The following is an 18772-nucleotide window of genomic DNA, read 5'->3' as shown; positions in this document are numbered from 1 at the left end:
TGCGCGACTTCTTCCCACTCCCGGCAGCCGCTGCTACGTTCCCTCCGAAAGCAAGCCACCGAGGTGGCGGAAAACCGGCGCGCACAGGCCGATCGAGGCGGGGAGGGGCTCGTGAGACGTATGACCGCACGACCCGGAAACGCCCATCAGGCCCGACTGCTCACGCTGTTGCGCGACGGCGGCCCCAACTCCCGTGCCCAGCTGGGAGACCAGGTCGACCTCTCGCGGTCCAAGCTCGCCGTGGAGGTGGACCGGCTGCTGGAGACGGGGCTGGTCGTGGCCGACGGACTCGCCGCCTCGCGCGGTGGCCGCCGCTCCCACAACATCCGCCTCAACCCCGAACTCCGCTTCCTCGGCGTCGACATCGGCGCGACCTCCGTCGACGTCGCCGTCACCAACGCCGAGCTGGAGACCCTCGGGCACCTCAACCACCCCATGGACGTGCGCGAAGGGCCCGTCGCGGTCTTCGAGCAGGTCCTGGCCATGGCCGCGAAGCTGAGGGCCTCCGGGCTCGCGGAGGGGTTCGACGGCGCCGGCATCGGCGTCCCGGGCCCGGTCCGCTTCCCCGAGGGCATCCCGGTGGCACCGCCGATCATGCCCGGCTGGGACGGCTTCCCGGTGCGGGAGGCGCTCAGCCAGGAACTCGGCTGCCCCGTCATGGTCGACAACGACGTGAACCTCATGGCGATGGGGGAGCAGCACGCGGGCGTCGCCCGCACCGTCGCCGACTTCCTCTGCGTCAAGATCGGCACCGGCATCGGCTGCGGCATCGTCGTCGGCGGTGAGGTCTACCGCGGCACGACGGGCAGCGCCGGCGACATCGGGCACATCCAGGCCGTCCCCGACGGCCGCCCCTGCGCCTGCGGCAACCGGGGCTGCCTGGAGGCCCACTTCAGTGGAGCCGCCCTGGCCCGCGACGCGACGGAGGCCGCCCAGCAGGGGCTCTCCGCCGAACTGGCCTCGCGGCTGGACACCAACGGCGCGCTCACCGCCGTGGACGTCGCCGCCGCTGCCGCGGCCGGTGACGCCACCGCCCTCGATCTGATCCGCGAGGGCGGCAACCGCACCGGCCAGGTCATCGCCGGCCTGGTCAGCTTCTTCAACCCGGGCCTGGTGGTGATCGGCGGCGGGGTGACCGGCCTCGGCCACACGCTGCTCGCCGCGATCCGCACCCAGGTCTACCGCCAGTCGCTGCCGCTGGCGACCGGCAACCTCCCCATCGTCCTCGGGGAGTTGGGTTCCGCCGCCGGAGTGACCGGCGCGGCCCGGCTCATCAGCGACCACCTGTTCTCACCCGCGTAGTCCTCTCCGACAGCACGGCTCCCTCAGCACAGCGCCCTGCTCTGCCCTGCCCTGAAACCGGCCCGCACGCCCGCCAAGGGGAATCCGCATGGCATCAGAACCACCGCTGCTCAGCATGTCCGGTATCACCAAGTCGTTCCCCGGAGTCCGGGCCCTGGACGGCGTCGACCTGGACGTCCAGGCCGGTGAGGTGCACTGCCTCCTCGGCCAGAACGGCGCCGGCAAGTCCACCCTCATCAAGGTGCTGGCCGGCGCCCACCAGCCCGACACCGGAAGCATCCGCTGGCGCGGCGAGGAGGTCATCCTCCGCTCGCCGATCAACGCCATGCGCCTCGGCATCGCCACCATCTACCAGGAACTCGACCTGGTGGAGCACCTGTCGGTCGCCGAGAACGTCCACCTCGGGCATGAGCCGACCACCGCGGGCTTCGTCGTGCGGGGGAGGGCGGCCAGGGCGTCGACGGCCGCCCTGCTGAAGCGACTCGGTCATGCCGAGATCGATCCCGCCCGGCTCGTGGGACAGTTGTCGGCGGCGCAGCAGCAGATCGTGTCCATGGCGCGGGCGCTCTCCCACGACGTGCGGCTCATCGTGATGGACGAACCGTCCGCCGCACTCGACCCGGACGAGGTAGACAACCTGTTCCGCATCGTCGGCGACCTGACCGCCGCCGGAGTGGCCGTCGTCTACATCTCCCACCGCCTGGAGGAGATCCGCCGCATCGGCGACCGGGTGACCGTCCTGAAGGACGGACGGGCCGTCGCGAACGGACTCCCGGCGAAGTCGACACCGACCCGCGAGGTCGTCGCCCTGATGACCGGCCGCAACGTCGAGTACGTCTTCCCCGACCGCCCCGTCTCCCCGCCGCCCGGCGCACCGGTCCTGACCGTCCAAGGGCTGTCCCGGCCAGGGGAGTTCGAGCCGCTCGACCTGGAGGTCCGGCCGGGCGAGATCGTCGGCCTCGCCGGCCTGGTCGGCTCAGGCCGCTCCGAGATCCTCGAAACCGTCTACGGTGCCCGCAAACCGACGACCGGTCAGGTACGGGTCGGCGGCCGGGCACTGAAGCCGGGCAGCGTACGGGCCGCCGTCCGGGCCGGACTCGGGCTCGCCCCCGAGGAACGCAAGGCGCAGGCCCTGCTCATGCTGGAGTCCGTCACCCGCAACGTGTCGGTCTCCTCCATGTCCCGCTTCGCACGCGGCGGCTGGATCGACCGGGGCGCCGAACTCGGAGCCGCCCGGGCCGCCACCCGCGAGCTGTCGCTCCGGCCCGACAACCCGTCCGTGCCCGTGCGCACCCTGTCCGGCGGCAACCAACAGAAGGCCGTCCTGGCACGCTGGCTGCTGCGCGGCTGCAAGGTACTGCTGCTCGACGAACCCACCCGCGGCGTCGACGTGGGCGCCCGCGCCGAGCTCTACGCGGTCATCCGCCGGCTCGCCGACGAGGGCCTCGCCGTGCTGCTGGTCTCCAGCGAGGTGCCCGAGGTGCTCGGCCTCGCCGACCGCGTCCTGGTGCTGCGTGAGGGCCGTGTCGTCCACACGGCACCCGCGCGCGAACTCGACGAACACCGCGTACTCGACCTGGTCATGGAAGGAAGCCCGGCGTCATGACGCAGCCCGTCTCCCCGCCGCGGGACAGCACCGCGACGGTGCCCGAGGACCGGCCTCCGGCCTGGCGCGGCCTGCTGGCCCGCGCCGACGTCCGCACCCTCTCCCTGCTCGGCGTGCTCGCCGCGCTGATCGTCGTCGGCGGCATCACCAAGCCCGACGAGTTCCTCGACACCCGCAACCTGCAACTGGTCCTCACCCAGGCCTCCGTGGTGGGCGTCGTCACCGTCGGCATGACCTTCGTCATCGTCTCCGGCGGCATCGACCTTTCGGTCGGCGCGATCGTCGCCCTCGCCTCGGTGTGGGCGACCACGGTCGCCACCCAGGAGTACGGCTTCGCCGGCATCCTCTTCACGGCGATCGTCGTCGGAGTCGGCTGCGGCCTGGTCAACGGAGTGCTCATCGCCTACGGCTCGATGGTGCCGTTCATCGCCACCCTCGCCATGCTGGCCTCCGCCCGCGGCCTCGCCCTGCAGATCACCGACGGCAAGACCCAGATCGTCACCGTGCCGTCCGTCCTCGACCTGGGGGAGCGCGACGCCTACGTCCTCGGCATCCCGCCCCTGGTCCTGGTGTTCGCCGTCGTGACGGTCATCGGCTGGCTGGTGCTCAACCGCACCACCTTCGGCCGCCGCACGGTCGCCGTCGGCGGCAACCCCGAGGCGGCCCGGCTCGCCGGCATCGACGTCCGCCGCCAGCGGCTCTACCTCTACCTGCTGTCCGGCCTGTGCTGCGGCATCGCGGCCTTCCTGCTGATCGTCCTGTCCGGCTCCGGCCAGAACACCAACGGCAACCTCTACGAACTCGACGCCATCGCCGCCGCGATCATCGGCGGCACCCTGCTCACCGGCGGCCGCGGCACCATCACCGGCTCCGTGCTCGGCGTCCTGATCTTCTTCACGATCACCAACATCTTCGCCCTGAACAACCTGCAGAGCGACGTCCAGCAGATCGCCAAGGGCGCGATCATCGTCGCCGCCGTGCTGGTCCAGCGCCGTACCGCGAGCACGACCTGAGGAAAGGGTTGACCGCCATGCCAGAGATCACGAGCCGCAGAGGGCTGCTCTTCGGGGCCGCCGCCGTCTCCGCCGGTGCCCTCCTCACGGGGTGCACGAGCAACGAGCCGTCCCAGTCCGAGGACCAGCAGGCCGGCAACGACCAGCCGGCCGCCGACGACAAGCCCGGCAAGCAGGTCACCATCGGCTTCGCCGGACCGCAGGCCGACCACGGCTGGCTCAACGCCATCAACGACAACGCCAAGAGCCGCGCCGAGAAGTACTCCGACGTCACCCTGGAGATCACCGAGGGCTCCAACGACACCGCCCAGCAGATCGGCCAGATCGAGACCCTCATCAACAAGAAGGTCGACGTCCTGGTCGTGCTGCCGGCCGACGGCAAGGCCCTCACCCAGGTCGGCCTGAAGGCGATGCGCGCCGGTATCCCGGTCGTCAACCTCGACCGCATCTTCAACTCCCCGCAGGCCTACCGCTGCTGGATCGGCGGCGACAACTACGGCATGGGCCTCAACGCCGGGCACTACATCGGCGAGAAGCTCAAGGGCAAGTCAGGCGCCCGTGTCATCGAACTGGCCGGCCTGGACAACCTGGAGCTCACCAAGCAGCGCACCCAGGGCTTCGACGACGCCCTGAAGAACTACCCCAACATCAAGAAGGTCGCCCGGCAGGCCGCCGAGTTCACCGTCGAGTCCGGCCAGGCCAAGATGGCACAGCTGCTCCAGGCCCAGTCGACGTTCGACGCGCTGTGGAACCACGACGACGACCAGGGCGTGGGCGCCCTGCGCGCCATCGAGCAGGCCGGGCGGGACGACTTCCTGATGGTCGGCGGCGCCGGCGCGCTCTCCGCGTTCCAGGCCATCAAGCAGGACGACGGCGTCCTCAAGGCGACCGTGCTGTACCCGCCGACCATGGCGGCCTCCGCGGTCGACCTGGCCCGCGCCCTCGGCCAGAGCAAGGGCATCGGGGGCCTCGCCGAGTTCGAGATCCCCTCGTCGCTCACCCTCTACTCGGCCGTCGTCGACAAGACCAACGTCGACCAGTACATGTCCACCGGCTTCAAGTGAGCCACCCCGCACCCCCCACGTGCGCCACCCCGACCAGGACGAGGAGGACACCCGTATGGGACAGCCGCAGCAGCAGTCGGAAGGGACCGAGAAAGGCAAGCCACCCCTGCGCGTGGGGATGGTGGGCTACGCCTTCATGGGCGCCGCCCACTCCCAGGGCTGGCGCACCGCGGGCCGCGTCTTCGACCTGCCGCTGAACCCCAGGCAGGCCGTGATCTGCGGCCGGGACACCGCCGCCGTCCGGGCCGCGGCCGACCGGCACGGCTGGGAGTCCACGGAGACCGACTGGCGGGCCCTCGTCGAACGGGACGACGTCGACCTCGTCGACATCTGCACCCCCGGCGACAGCCACGCCGAGATCGCCCTGGCCGCCCTGGCCGCGGGCAAGCACGTCCTGTGCGAGAAGCCGCTGGCCAACACCGTCGAGGAGGCCACCTCGATGGCGCTGGCGGCCGAGGAGGCCCACGCACGCGGCCAGGTGGCGATGGTCGGCTTCAACTACCGCCGGGTGCCCGCCACCGCCCAGGCCCGCCGCATGGTCGCCGAGGGCCGGCTGGGCACGCTGCGGCACGTGCGCGTGACGTACCTCCAGGACTGGCTGGTCGACCCCACGTTCCCGCTGACCTGGCGGCTGCGCAGGGAGCAGGCCGGCTCCGGCTCGCTCGGCGACCTGGGCGCCCACATCGTCGACCTCGCGCAGCACCTGGTGGGGGAGCCGCTGGCCGGTGTCTCCGCGCTGACCGAGACCTTCGTACGGGAGAGGCCCCTGCCCACCGGTGCCACGAGCGGTCTGTCGGCCGTCACCTCCGCGGGCACCGGGCAGGTCACCGTCGATGACGCCGCCCTCTTCACCGCCCGCTTCCCCTCCGGCGCCCTCGCCTCCTTCGAGGCCACCCGCTACGCCACCGGCCGCAAGAACGCCCTGCGCATCGAACTCAACGGGGAGCGCGGATCGCTCGCCTTCGACCTGGAGCGGCTCAACGAGCTGTCCTTCCACGACGCCACCGAGCCGGGCGCGGAGGCCGGGTTCCGCCGGATCCTCGTCACCGAACCCGACCACCCCTACCTGGAGGCCTGGTGGCCGCCCGGCCACGGCCTCGGCTACGAGCACACCTTCGTCCACCAGGCCCGCGACCTCGTCCACGCCATCGCCGAGGGACGCCGCCCCGAACCCTCCTTCGCCGACGGGCTGCAGGTGCAGCGCGTGCTCGCGGCGGTCGAGGAGAGTGCCGAGAAGAACTCCGTCTACACGCCGATCGCGGTCTGAGGAGGGCCTGTACCGATGCCCCGCACCTTCACGCTCTTCACCGGCCAGTGGGCGGACCTGCCCCTGGAGGAGGTCTGCCGCCTCGCCCGCGACTTCGGCTACGACGGCCTCGAACTCGCCTGCTGGGGCGACCACTTCGAAGTCGACAAGGCACTCACCGACCCGACGTATCTGGACGGCCGCCGGGCCCTGCTCGACAAGTACGGTCTGAAGTGCTGGGCCATCTCCAACCACCTGGTCGGCCAGGCCGTTTGCGACGCCATCATCGACGAACGCCACCAGGCCATCGTGCCGGGCGAGGTGTGGGGCGACGGAGACCCTGAGGGTGTCCGGCAGCGGGCCGCCGAGCGCATGAAGGACACCGCCCGGGCCGCGGCCGCCTTCGGCGTGAACACCGTCATCGGGTTCACCGGCTCCGCCATCTGGCACCTGGTCGCCATGTTCCCGCCCGCCCCCGAGGTGATGATCGAACGCGGCTACCAGGACTTCGCCGACCGCTGGAACCCGATCCTGGACGTCTTCGACGCCGAAGGTGTGCGGTTCGCACACGAGGTCCACCCCAGCGAGATCGCCTACGACTACTGGACCACGCAGCGGGCCCTGGAAGCCGTCGGCCGGCGCCCCGCCTTCGGCCTCAACTTCGACCCGTCGCACTTCGTGTGGCAGGACCTCGACCCGGTCGGCTTCCTCTGGGACTTCCGCGACCGGATCTACCACGTCGACTGCAAGGAGGCCCGCAAGCGCCTCGACGGACGCAACGGCCGGCTCGGCTCCCACCTGCCCTGGGGCGACCCGCGGCGCGGCTGGGACTTCGTCTCCGCCGGGCACGGCGACGTCCCCTGGGAGGACGTCTTCCGCATGCTGCGCTCCATCGACTACACGGGTCCGGTCTCCGTCGAGTGGGAGGACGCCGGCATGGACCGGCTCCAGGGGGCGCCCGAGGCCCTGACCCGGCTCAAGGCCTTCGACTTCGAACCGCCCAGCGCGTCCTTCGACGCCGCGTTCAACAGCTGAACCACAAGTTCACCACACTGACCTGCCTTGACGCGCTCAAGGCACAGCACACCTCCGGGGTGACGGCGCACCCCGGCGCCCGCACGCACGCTTCGCACCCACCCCGTACGGCCCACCCCGTTCCCGGAGGGACTTCGTGCACAGAACCAGACCCAGCAGCACCCGCACCCCCAGGCGTACCGGACTTCGCAGCACCGTAGCCCTGTTCACCGGCCTGCTTCTCGCCGTCGGAACCCCCGCCACCGTCGCCGGCGCCCACCCCGGGCACCCGGAACACGACGAACCGGCGGCCGCCGAGGGCCAGTTCCAGCAGGTGCCGCTCGCCAAGGGCGAACCCGAGACGGGTGAGCCCATGTCGCTCGCCGTCCTCCCGGACCGCAGCGTCCTGCACACCTCACGCGACGGCACACTGCGCCTGACCGACCAGGGCGGCGTCACCAAGGTCGCCGGCAAGCTCGACGTGTACAGCCACGACGAGGAAGGTCTCCAGGGCGTCGGCATCGACCCGGACTTCAAGAACAACCGGGCGATCTACCTGTATTACGCCCCGCCGCTGGACACCCCCGCGGGCGACGCCCCGGAGACCGGCACCGCCGACGACTTCAAGAAGTTCGACGGCGTCAACCGCCTCTCGCGTTTCGTCCTCAACCCCAACGGCACGCTGAACCTGTCCAGCGAGAAGAAGGTCCTGGACGTCGCGGCCTCCCGGGGCACCTGCTGCCACGTCGGTGGCGACATCGACTTCGACGCGGACGGCAACCTCTACCTGTCGACCGGCGACGACACCAACCCCTTCGCCTCCGACGGCTACACCCCGATCGACGACCGGCCGAACCGCAACCCGGCCTTCGACGCCCGCCGCAGCGCCGGCAACACCAACGACCTGCGCGGCAAGATCCTGCGCATCAAGGTCGCCGAGGACGGCTCCTACACCGTCCCGGAGGGCAACCTCTTCGCCCCGGGCACCGAGAGGACCCGCCCCGAGATCTACGCGATGGGCTTCCGCAACCCGTTCCGCATGAGCGTCGACGACAAGACCGGCACCGTCTACGTGGGCGACTACGGCCCCGACGCCGGCGCCGCCGACCCCAAGCGCGGCCCGGGCGGACAGGTCGAGTTCGCCAAGGTCACCAAGGCCGCCAACTTCGGCTGGCCCTTCTGCACCGGCGACAACGACCCCTACGTCGACTACGACTTCGCCACCAAGGAGTCCGGCGAGACGTTCGACTGCGACGCACCGAAGAACACCTCGCCGCACAACACGGGCCTCACCGACCTGCCGCCCGCGCAGGCCGCCTGGATCCCGTACGACGGCGGTTCCGTGCCCGAGTTCGGCAGCGGCTCCGAGTCCCCGATGGGCGGGCCGGTGTACCGCTACGACCCCGGGCTGAACTCCAGCGTGAAGTTCCCCGAGGCCTACGACGGGGACTTCTTCGCCGGCGAGTTCGGGCGCCGCTGGATCAAGCGGATCGAGCAGAACGCGGACGGTTCCGTCGCGAAGATCAACGACTTCCCGTGGACCGGCACCCAGATCATGGACATGGAGTTCGGCCCCGACGGCGCCCTCTACGTCCTCGACTACGGCCTCTCCTGGTTCCAGGGCGACAAGGACTCCGCGCTGTACCGCATCGAGAACGCCGAGGACGGCTTCTCCCCGATCGCCGAGGTGAGCGCCGACAGGACATCCGGCGCGGCCGGCCTCAAGGTGAAGTTCACCGCCTCCGCCAAGGACGCCGACTCCACGAACCTCACCTACGGCTGGGACTTCGGCGACGGCACCAGGGGCGAGGGCCTCACCCCCACCCACACGTACAAGAAGGTCGGCACCTACAGCGCCACCTTCACCGCCAAGGACCCCGAGGGCAACACCGGCAACGCCAGCGTCCGGATCGTCGTCGGCAACACCGAGCCGAAGGTGACGATCGAAACCCCGGGCAACGGCAGCATGGCCGCTTTCGGCAAGCCCGTCCCGTTCAGGGTGAAGGTCACCGACCCCGAGGAGACCGTCGACTGTTCCAAGGTCAAGGTCACCTACAGCCTCGGCCACGACTCCCACGCCCACGAACTGACCAGCGAGATGGGCTGCGAGGGCACCCTGACACCGCCCCCCGGCGACGGCGGCCACGACCCCAACGCCAACATCTACGGCGTCGTCGGCGCCAGTTACACCGACGGTGGAGCGAACGGCCAGGAGTCCCTGACCGGCACCGCCCGCACCGTGCTCCAGCCGCTGCACCGCCAGGGCGAGCACTTCACCACCCAGTCGGGCGTCTCCGTCATCACCAAGACCGGCGCCAACGGCGGCAAGACCGTCGGCGACATCAACGACGGCGACTGGATCTCCTTCAGCCCCTACCGGTTCGACGGGCAGAAGAAGATGACCGTACGGGCCTCCTCCGGCGGCGCGGGCGGCTTCGTCGAACTGCGCACCGGCTCGCCCGACGGGCCCCTGCACGGCTCGGCGTACATCCCGCCCACCGGCGGCTGGGAGACGTTCCAGAACGTCGACGTGCCGCTGCGGTCACTGCCGAAGAAGACCACCGACATCTACCTGGTCTTCAAGGGCGGCGAAGGCGCGCTGTACGACGTGGACGACTTCGAGTTCTCCACGGAGCCGTTCAAGGGCGGCAAGAAGGTCCTGGTCTTCTCCAGGACCGCCGGCTTCCGGCACGACTCCATCCCGGCGGGCATCACCGCCCTGAAGGAACTCGGCAGTCCGGCCGGCATCACCGTCGACGCCACCGAGGAGGCACGGCAGTTCACCACGGCCAACCTCGCCAAGTACGACGCCGTGGCCTTCCTCTCCACCACCGGCGACGTGCTGAACGCCGAGCAGCAGCAGGCGTTCGAGAACTACGTGAAGAACGGCGGCGGCTACCTGGGCGTCCACGCCGCCGCAGACACCGAGTACGACTGGGAGTTCTACGGCGGCCTCGTCGGCGCCTACTTCCAGTCCCACCCGGCCATCCAGAAGGCCACCGTCCGCGTCGAGGACCATGACCACCCGTCGACCGCGCACCTCGGCGACGCCTGGGAGCGCACCGACGAGTGGTACAACTACCGCACCAACCCGCGGGAGAAGGCCAAGGTCCTCGCCACCCTGGACGAGACCACCTACCAGGGCGGCACCATGAAGGGCGACCACCCGATCGCCTGGTGCCAGAGCTACGGCGGCGGCCGGTCCTTCTACACCGGCGGCGGCCACACCAAGGAGTCCTACGCCGACGAGGCCTTCCGCGCCCACCTGCTCGGCGGCCTCCAGTACGCCACCGGCCAGGTCAAGGCGGACTGCAAGCCCGGCAAGGACTACCGGAAGATCTTCAACGGCCAGACCCTGGACGGCTGGAAGCAGGCCGGACCCGGACAGTTCAACGTCAAGGACGGCACCCTGGAGACCGAGGGCGGCATGGGCCTGCTCTGGTACCAGGCCAAGGAGCTGAAGTCGTACTCCCTCAAGCTCGACTGGAAGATGCGGGGCGACGACAACTCCGGGATCTTCGTGGGCTTCCCCGCCTCCGACGACCCCTGGTCCGCGGTGAACAAGGGCTACGAGATCCAGATCGACGCCACGGACGCGCCCGACCGCACCACGGGCTCCGTCTACTCGTTCAAGTCGGCGAACATCAAGGCCCGTGACCAGGTCCTGCGGCCGCCCGGCCAGTGGAACTCCTACGAGATCAAGGTCCAGGGCGAACGCCTCCAGGTGTTCCTCAACGGAGTGAAGATCAACGACTTCACCAACAAGGACCCCGAGCGGAGCCTGACCGACGGCTACATCGGCCTGCAGAACCACGGCGCCGGCGACCAGGTCTCCTTCCGCAACATCCAGCTGAAGGAACTGCCCGTCCAGGGCCAGTGAACGACGGCGGGCGGGGGACGCCGGACCCCCGCCCGCCGTCCCCCCCGTCCCCGCGTGGCTCGCGCACGATCAGGAGGCTGCCCATGTCCGCGTCCCTCTCCCGACCACGTGTGGGGGTGTGGCTGATCGGAGCCCGCGGCTCCGTCGCCACCACCGTCGTCACGGGGTGCGCCGCCGTCGCCGCCGGACTGCACCCGCCCACCGGCATGGTCACCGAGACACCCGCGTTCACCGACAGCGGCCTGCCCGCACTGTCCGACCTCGTCTTCGGCGGCCACGACACCCACGACTGCCCGCTGCCCAAACGCGCCGAGACCCTCACCGCCGGCGGTGTCCTCCCACCCGGCGTGGCCACCGCCGTCACCGCCGAACTCGCTGCCGCCGACCGGGAGATCAGGCCCGGCGGCCCCACCCCCGGGGACACCCGGAGCGAGGCCGAACTGATCACGGCCTTCACCGGCGACCTGCGCGACTTCCTGCACCGCCACGAGCTGGAGCGGGCCGTGGTCGTGAACGTCGCCTCCACCGAACCCGCCTCCCGCGGACCCGGCACCCCGCTGCCGGCCAGCACCCTCTACGCGCTCGCCGCCCTGCGCGCGGGCTGCCCCTACGTCAACTTCACCCCCTCCGAGGGCATGCACCACCCGGTCGCCGCCCGCGAGGCCGAGCGCAGCGGCCTGCCCCACGCCGGGCGGGACGGCAAGACCGGACAGACGCTCCTGCGGGCCGTCCTCGGCCCGATGTTCGCCCAGCGGGCGCTGAGAGTCCGGGCCTGGTCGGGCACGAACCTGCTCGGCGGCGGCGACGGCGCCGCCCTCGCCGACCCGGCCGCCGCGGCGGCGAAGAACGCCGGCAAGGAACGCGTCCTCGCCGACACCCTCGGCGCCGTCCCCGAGGGCCAGGTCCACATCGACGACGTGCCCGCCCTCGGCGACTGGAAGACCGCCTGGGACCACATCGCCTTCGACGGCTTCCTCGGCACCCGCATGATCCTCCAGACCACCTGGCAGGGCTGCGACTCGGCCCTGGCCGCGCCCCTGGTGCTGGACCTGGCCCGGCTGACCGCCCGCGCCCACGAGACAGGGCTGTCCGGCCCGCTCGGAGCGCTCGGCTTCTACTTCAAGGACCCGGTGGGGAACGGCCCGTCGGGCCTGTCCGAGCAGTACGAGGAACTGCTCCGGTTCGGGCGCAGCCTGGGGCGGCCCGACGGAGTGGGCGACGGCACACCGCCGGTGAGGGACACCGAGGAGACAGGAGGAGCCCTGTGACGCTGCGCGAGCGCCCTGACGGCCACCCCGACGAAACTCCCCGAGCCACCCTGGGAGACACCGCCGCCGCAACCGCCGCCCCCCACCCACGCACCGGCGGCTCCGCCCGGCACCGCGCCCGCGCCCGCACTCGCGCCTGGACCGAACTTCTGCGCCTCCCCGCCCTGTTCACCGTCCCCGGGGACGCCCTGGCCGGTGCGGCCGCAGCCGGCGCACGTCCCACCCCCCGAACCCTGCTCGCCATCGCCTCCTCCCTCTGTCTGTACGAGGCCGGCATGGCCCTCAACGACTGGGCCGACCGCGACGTCGACGCCGTCGAACGCCCGCACCGCCCCCTGCCCTCCGGCCGCATCCGCCCCGCCGCCGCCCTCACGGCGGCCGGAGCCCTCACCGGAGCCGGACTGGCCCTGGCCGCCCGCGCCGGCCGCCCCGCCCTCGCTGTCGCCGCACCCCTGGCCGCGACCGTCTGGGCGTACGACCTCGGCCTGAAACGCACGCCCGCCGGACCCCTGGCCATGGGCACGGCCCGAAGCCTGGACCTGCTCCTGGGAGGCGCGGCCACCACCGGCCGGACCCGGGAGGCCCTGCCCTCCGCCGCCCTCCTCGGCACCCACACCCTGGCCGTCACCACCGTCTCCCGCCAGGAGGCACAGGGCGGCTCGCCCCTGCCTCCGCTGGCGGCCCTCGCCACGACCGCGCTGCTCACCCGAGTGGTGACGCGTCGCCCCGGCCCCCCGACCGACGGCCGTCGGAAGGCAGCCGCCCACCCCCCGACCGGGCCCCGAGCGGGCGGATGGCCAGACCCCGAGTCCGCGGCTCTGCTCACCACCGCCCTCGGCGTCGCCTACGCCACGACGACCGCCCGCCCCTATGTGTACGCCACTCTGAACCCCTCGCCTCCGCTCACCCAACGCGCCGTCGGCGCCGGCATCCGCGCCACCATCCCCCTCCAGGCCACCCTCACCGCCCGCTCCCGGGGCACCGCTACCGCCCTCCTCATCACGGCCCTCGCCCCCCTCGGAGCCCGCTTCGCGAAGAAGGTGAGCGTCACATGAGCCCCGAAGCCGACACCCCCGGGAACCGCGCCGGCGCCGTCCCCTCCCTCCGCTTCGGCTACGGCACCAACGGCCTCGCCGACCACAGGCTCGACGACGCCCTCGCCCTCCTCGCCGACCTCGGCTACGACGGCGTCGGACTGACCCTCGACCATATGCACCTCGACCCGCTCGCCCCCGACCTCGCCGCCCGCACCCGCCGGGTCGCGCACCGGCTGGACACACTCGGGCTGGGCGTCACCGTCGAGACCGGCGCCCGCTACGTGCTCGACCCGTGCCGCAAGCACGGCCCGTCCCTGCTGGACCCGGACCCGGCGGACCGCGCCCGCCGCACCGACCTCCTCCTGCGGGCCGTCCGGGTCGCCGCCGACCTGGGCGCGCACGCCGTCCACTGCTTCAGCGGAACCGTCCCGCAGGGCACCGACACGGACAGCGCGTGGAAACGCCTCAGCGAGGCCCTCACCCCCGTCCTGGACGCCGCCGCCTCCGCGGGCGTCCCGCTCGCCGTCGAACCCGAGCCGGGCCACCTCCTGGCCACCCTGAGCGACTTCCACCACCTGCGCGGCGCCCTCGGCGACCCCGAAGCCCTCGGCCTCACTCTGGACATCGGCCACTGCCAGTGCCTCGAACCCCTCTCACCGGCCGACTGCGTGCGGGCCGCCGCCCCCTGGCTGCGGCACGTCCAGATCGAGGACATGCGGCGCGGCGTCCACGAGCACCTCCCCTTCGGAGACGGAGAGATCGACTTCCCGCCGGTCCTGGCGGCCCTCGCCGCCACCGGTTACCGGGGACTGACCGTCGTCGAACTGCCCCGCCACTCCCACGCCGGCCCGCACTTCGCCGCACACTCCCTGCCCTTCCTCCGCCAAGCCGAGCGGACCGCGGCCACCGCCGCCCCTGCCCCCGCTCCGGCGCTCCAGCAGACCGCGCCACCCCACGGCGCTCCCTCCACCACCCCCGAAGGGAGCAGCAGATGACCCACCCCCGCGCCACCCCGGCGGCACGCACCGAGAGAACCCAGGACGCCCCCAGCAGCAGACCCCACACCGGCCGGACCACCCCCGCCATCACCCTCACCCCCTCACTCCACGACCTCCGCCGACACCTCACCAGCCACCTCGACCCGCCCGCCCGCATCTGGCTCGACCACGCCCTCGACGAGGCGGCCACCCACCCCGGCCTCCACGGGCCCATCTCCGTCTGGGAGCTGCGCCTCGCCGAAGCCGCCCGGCGCTGCGGCCCCGCCTACGCCGACACCGCACGCGTCCTCATCCTGGACGCGGCCCGCGCCGGCACCGACGCCCTCACCCGGGTGTACTTCCAGGGCACCGCCGACGAACGCCGAGCCGTCCTGCACGCCCTGCCCCACCTCGTGCCCGGCCCGGACGCCCTGCCGCTGGTCGAGGACGCCCTGCGCACCAACGACACCCGGCTCCTCGCCGCCGCCGTCGGGCCCTACGCCGCCCGGCACCTCAACCCCCACGCCTGGCGCCACGCCGTGCTGAAGTGCCTGTTCACCGGCGTGCCCGTAGACCACGTGGCAGACCTTCCCCGGCGCGCCGCCGGCGACGGCGAACTCGCCCGCATGCTGGGCGACTACGCCGCCGAACGCACCGCCGCCGGCCGCACCGTCCCCGAGGACCTGTACCGCGTCCTGGACCTGACCGAGTCCGTGCACCACACCCCCGGCACGGACCACCCCCACGGCAAGGAGTCCTGATGCGCATCTTCGACCCCCACATCCACATGTCGTCCCGCACCACCGACGACTACGAGGCCATGTACGCCGCCGGTGTGCGCGCCCTCGTGGAGCCGTCCTTCTGGCTCGGCCAGCCGCGCACCTCGCCCGCCTCCTTCCGTGACTACTTCGACTCCCTCCTCGGCTGGGAGCCCTTCCGCGCCGCCCAGTACGGCATCGCCCATCACTGCACGATCGCCCTCAACCCCAAAGAGGCCAACGACCCGCGCTGCCTGCCCGTCCTCGACGAACTGCCGCGGTACCTCGTCAAGGACAACGTCGTGGCGGTCGGAGAGATCGGCTACGACTCCATGACCCCGGCGGAGGACACCGCCCTCGCCGCGCAGCTCCAGCTCGCCGCCGAGCACGGCCTGCCCGCCCTCGTGCACACCCCGCACCGCGACAAGCTCGCCGGGCTGCGCCGCACCCTCGACGTCGTCCACGAGTCCGCACTGGCCCCGGACCGGGTCCTGGTCGATCACCTCAACGAGACCACCGTCAAGGAGGCCAGGGACAGCGGCTGCTGGCTGGGCTTCTCCGTCTATCCGGACACCAAGATGGACGAGGAGCGCATGGTCGCCCTCCTGCGCGCCTACGGGACCGAGCGGATCCTCGTGAACTCCGCCGCCGACTGGGGCAAGAGCGACCCCCTGAAGACCCGCAAGGTCGGTGACCTCATGCTGGCCGAGGGCTTCGACGAGGACGACGTCGACCAAGTGCTGTGGCGCAACCCCGTCGCCTTCTATGGGCTCAGCGGCCGGCTGAACCTCGACGTCGCCGGCACGGAGGCCACCCACGAGGGCAACTCCGTCCTCCGCGGCGCCCCGAAGGATCCGCACGAGCCGGTCACCGACCCGAGCACACCGGTCCGCGTCCCCGCCGCGGAGGCGTGAGCCATGCGCTTCCGCCACCCCGACGGCTCCACCGTCCACCTCGCCTACTGCACCAACGTCCACCCGGCCGAAACCCTCGACGGCGTCCTCGCCCAGCTCCGCGACCACTGCGAGCCCGTCCGCCGACGCCTGGGCCGCGACCGGCTGGGCATCGGGCTGTGGCTCGCCAAGGACGCCGCCCAGGCACTCGTCACCGACCCCTCCGCCTTGCGCAGGCTGCGCAACGAACTCGACCGCCGTGGCCTTGAGGTCGTCACCCTCAACGGCTTCCCCTATGAGGGCTTCGGCGCCGAGGAGGTCAAGTACCGCGTCTACAAGCCGGACTGGGCCGACCCGGAACGCCTCGACCACACCATCGCCCTGGCCCGCGTCCTGGCCGGCCTCCTCCCGGACGACGTCACCGACGGGACCATCTCCACCTTGCCCCTCGCCTGGCGCACCGCGTACGACGACGCGCGCGCGGACACCGTCCGCATGGCGCTGCGCACCCTCGCCGAACGCCTCGACGCCCTCGAGGAACTCACCGGCCGCTCCATCCGCGTCGGGCTGGAACCGGAACCCGGCTGCGTCGTCGAGACCACCCACGACGCCATCGCCCCGCTCACCGCGATCGGCCACGACCGCATCGGCCTGTGCCTCGACACCTGCCATCTCGCCACCTCCTTCGAAGACCCGCACACCGCCCTGGACGCGCTCACCGCGGCCCGCGTCCCCGTCGTCAAATCCCAGCTCTCCGCCGCCCTGCACGCCGAGCACCCCCATCTCCCCGAGGTACGCGAAGCGCTCGCCGCCTTCGCCGAACCCCGCTTCCTGCACCAGACCCGCACCGCGACCGCCGCAGGGCTGCGTGCCACCGACGACCTCGACGAGGCCCTCGCCGGACACGCCCTGCCGGACGCCGCGCCCTGGCGCGCCCACTTCCACGTCCCCCTGCATGCGGCCCCCGCCGCACCTCTCACCTCCACCCTCCCGGTCCTCTCCTCCGCACTGACCCGGCTCGTCGGCGGCCCGGCCCCGCTCACCCGCCACCTGGAAGTCGAGACCTACACCTGGCAGGCCCTCCCACCCGAGCTGCGCCCCAAGGGCCGCTCCCAGCTCGCCGACGGCATCGCCGCCGAACTCACCCTCGCCCGCGACCTGCTCACGGACCTCGGCCTGAAGGAGCTGCCATGAGCACCGGCCCCCACGAGCCCCCGGACCCTGCCACCACCGACCCGGCGGTCCCTCGGCCGGACGCCACCGACCAGACAGCCCCGCTTCCGGCCACCACCGACCCGGCGGCCCCGCTTCCTGCCACCACCGACCGCCCCACACCGCTCCTCGTGCTGGACGTCGTCGGCCTCACCCCCCGTCTCCTCGACCACATGCCCCACCTCAAGGCGCTCGGCCAGTCCGGCTGCCGCGCCCCGCTGGGCACCGTCCTGCCCGCCGTCACCTGCGCCGCCCAGTCCACCTTCCTCACCGGCGCCATGCCCTCCGAGCACGGCATCGTCGGCAACGGCTGGTACTTCCGCGAGCTCGGCGACGTCCTGCTGTGGCGCCAGCACAACAGGCTCGTCGCCGGGGACAAACTCTGGGACGCCGCCCGCCGCGCCCACCCCGGCTACACCGTGGCCAACATCTGCTGGTGGTACGCCATGGGTGCCGACACCGACTTCACCGTCACCCCCCGCCCCGTCTACTACGCCGACGGCCGCAAGGAACCCGACTGCTACACCCGGCCGGCCGCGCTCCACGACGAACTGACCGAGAAACTGGGTACGTTCCCCCTCTTCCACTTCTGGGGCCCCGGAGCCGACCTCGTCTCCAGCCGGTGGATCATCGACGCGACCCGCCACATCATGGCCACCCGGCATCCCGACCTGACGCTCTGCTACCTCCCTCACCTCGACTACGACCTGCAGCGTTTCGGCCCCGACGACCCGCGCTCACTGAAGGCGGCCGCCGACCTGGACACCGCCATGGCCCCGCTGCTGGACGACGCCCGCGCGCAGGGCCGCACCGTCGTAGCCCTGTCCGAGTACGGCATCACCCGCGTGAACCGGCACGTCGACATCAACCGGGCCCTGCGCCGCGCCGGCCTGCTGGAGGTGCACACGCAGGACGGCATGGAGTACCTCGACCCGATGGCCTCCCGTGCCTTCGCCGTCGCCGACCACCAGATCGCCCACGTCTACGTGCGCCGCCCCGAAGACCTCGACGCCACCCGGGCGGCACTCGATGGCCTGCCCGGTATCGCCCAACTCCTCGACGACGAAGGCAAGAAGGACCATCACCTCGACCATCCGCGCGCCGGCGAACTGGTCGCCGTGGCGGAACCCGACGCCTGGTTCACGTACTACTACTGGCTCGACGACGCCCGAGCGCCCGACTTCGCGCAGCTCGTCGAGATCCACCGCAAACCCGGCTACGACCCGGTCGAACTTTTCATGGATCCCCTCGACCCGTACGTCAAGGTCAAGGCGGCCGCCGCACTGGCGCGCAAGAAACTCGGCATGCGCTACCGCATGGCGGTCGTGCCCCTGGACCCCTCACCTCTTCGCGGCAGCCACGGCCGCCTCCCCGCGAGCGACGACGACGGTCCGCTCCTCATCTGCTCCACCCCCCGTGCTGTCGGCGACCGCGTCGCGGCCACCGATGTGAAATCACTGCTGCTCCGACTCGCCGGTCTCACCTGATGTCATCACCCTCAG

The 18772-nt window shown here is 71.8% G+C and carries 14 protein-coding genes; all 14 read left to right on the top strand.

Annotated elements, in window-relative coordinates; translation table 11 throughout:
* Positions 1-120 precede the first annotated feature (120 nt).
* The 14 genes from ACFZDI_RS34365 (at position 121) to ACFZDI_RS34300 (ending at position 18757) form a co-directional block, all read left to right on the top strand.
* Positions 121-1302: an ROK family transcriptional regulator gene (locus ACFZDI_RS34365; protein ID WP_234847712.1), complete on the top strand. Its 1182-nt coding sequence runs from the start codon at positions 121-123 to the stop codon at positions 1300-1302.
* Between the two features lie 88 nt (positions 1303-1390).
* The gene (locus tag ACFZDI_RS34360; protein WP_391256175.1) at positions 1391-2908 is read left to right on the top strand and encodes an ATP-binding cassette domain-containing protein; all 1518 of its coding nucleotides are present in this window, start codon (positions 1391-1393) and stop codon (positions 2906-2908) included.
* The gene (locus ACFZDI_RS34355; RefSeq protein ID WP_234847710.1) at positions 2905-3921 is read left to right on the top strand and encodes an ABC transporter permease; all 1017 of its coding nucleotides are present in this window, start codon (positions 2905-2907) and stop codon (positions 3919-3921) included. Before ACFZDI_RS34360 ends, ACFZDI_RS34355 begins: the two co-directional genes overlap by 4 nt.
* A 17-nt stretch (positions 3922-3938) precedes the next feature.
* Positions 3939-4985, top strand: a complete 1047-nt coding sequence (locus tag ACFZDI_RS34350) for a substrate-binding domain-containing protein (protein ID WP_391256172.1) — start codon at positions 3939-3941, stop codon at positions 4983-4985.
* Between the two features lie 55 nt (positions 4986-5040).
* Positions 5041-6252 carry a Gfo/Idh/MocA family oxidoreductase gene (locus tag ACFZDI_RS34345; RefSeq protein WP_391256170.1) on the top strand — a complete coding sequence of 404 codons (1212 nt, stop codon included), beginning with the start codon at positions 5041-5043 and terminating at the stop codon, positions 6250-6252.
* A gap of 15 nt (positions 6253-6267) precedes the next feature.
* Entirely contained in the window at positions 6268-7266 is a 999-nt protein-coding gene (locus ACFZDI_RS34340) for a TIM barrel protein (RefSeq protein ID WP_391256167.1), read from the top strand.
* Between the two features lie 136 nt (positions 7267-7402).
* Complete coding sequence (locus ACFZDI_RS34335) at positions 7403-11125, top strand: ThuA domain-containing protein (RefSeq protein ID WP_391256165.1); 3723 nt, start codon at positions 7403-7405, stop codon at positions 11123-11125.
* 83 nt (positions 11126-11208) lie between these two features.
* The gene (locus ACFZDI_RS34330; RefSeq protein WP_391256162.1) at positions 11209-12393 is read left to right on the top strand and encodes an inositol-3-phosphate synthase; all 1185 of its coding nucleotides are present in this window, start codon (positions 11209-11211) and stop codon (positions 12391-12393) included.
* Positions 12394-12443: 50 nt separating this feature from the next.
* The gene (locus ACFZDI_RS34325; RefSeq protein WP_391256411.1) at positions 12444-13448 is read left to right on the top strand and encodes an SCO3242 family prenyltransferase; all 1005 of its coding nucleotides are present in this window, start codon (positions 12444-12446) and stop codon (positions 13446-13448) included.
* Complete coding sequence (locus ACFZDI_RS34320) at positions 13445-14425, top strand: sugar phosphate isomerase/epimerase family protein (RefSeq protein ID WP_344369776.1); 981 nt, start codon at positions 13445-13447, stop codon at positions 14423-14425. Before ACFZDI_RS34325 ends, ACFZDI_RS34320 begins: the two co-directional genes overlap by 4 nt.
* Positions 14422-15168 (top strand): EboA domain-containing protein, encoded by a 747-nt coding sequence (locus tag ACFZDI_RS34315; protein ID WP_391256158.1) that lies wholly within the window; start codon positions 14422-14424, stop codon positions 15166-15168. The genes ACFZDI_RS34320 and ACFZDI_RS34315 overlap by 4 nt, the downstream gene beginning before the upstream one ends.
* Positions 15168-16079, top strand: coding sequence for a TatD family hydrolase (locus ACFZDI_RS34310; protein ID WP_391256155.1), 912 nt, complete (start codon positions 15168-15170; stop codon positions 16077-16079). Before ACFZDI_RS34315 ends, ACFZDI_RS34310 begins: the two co-directional genes overlap by 1 nt.
* 3 nt (positions 16080-16082) lie before the next feature.
* Positions 16083-17252: a metabolite traffic protein EboE gene (gene eboE, locus ACFZDI_RS34305; protein WP_391256152.1), complete on the top strand. Its 1170-nt coding sequence runs from the start codon at positions 16083-16085 to the stop codon at positions 17250-17252.
* The gene (locus ACFZDI_RS34300; protein WP_391256149.1) at positions 17249-18757 is read left to right on the top strand and encodes an alkaline phosphatase family protein; all 1509 of its coding nucleotides are present in this window, start codon (positions 17249-17251) and stop codon (positions 18755-18757) included. The genes eboE and ACFZDI_RS34300 overlap by 4 nt, the downstream gene beginning before the upstream one ends.
* The last annotated feature ends 15 nt before the right edge of the window (positions 18758-18772 follow it).

It is taken from the genome of Streptomyces sp. NPDC007907 (assembly GCF_042959365.1).
GTDB lineage: Bacteria > Actinomycetota > Actinomycetes > Streptomycetales > Streptomycetaceae > Streptomyces > Streptomyces indiaensis.
Note: the sequence above shows the minus strand (reverse complement) of the source record. Positions and strands in the feature narration are given on the sequence as shown.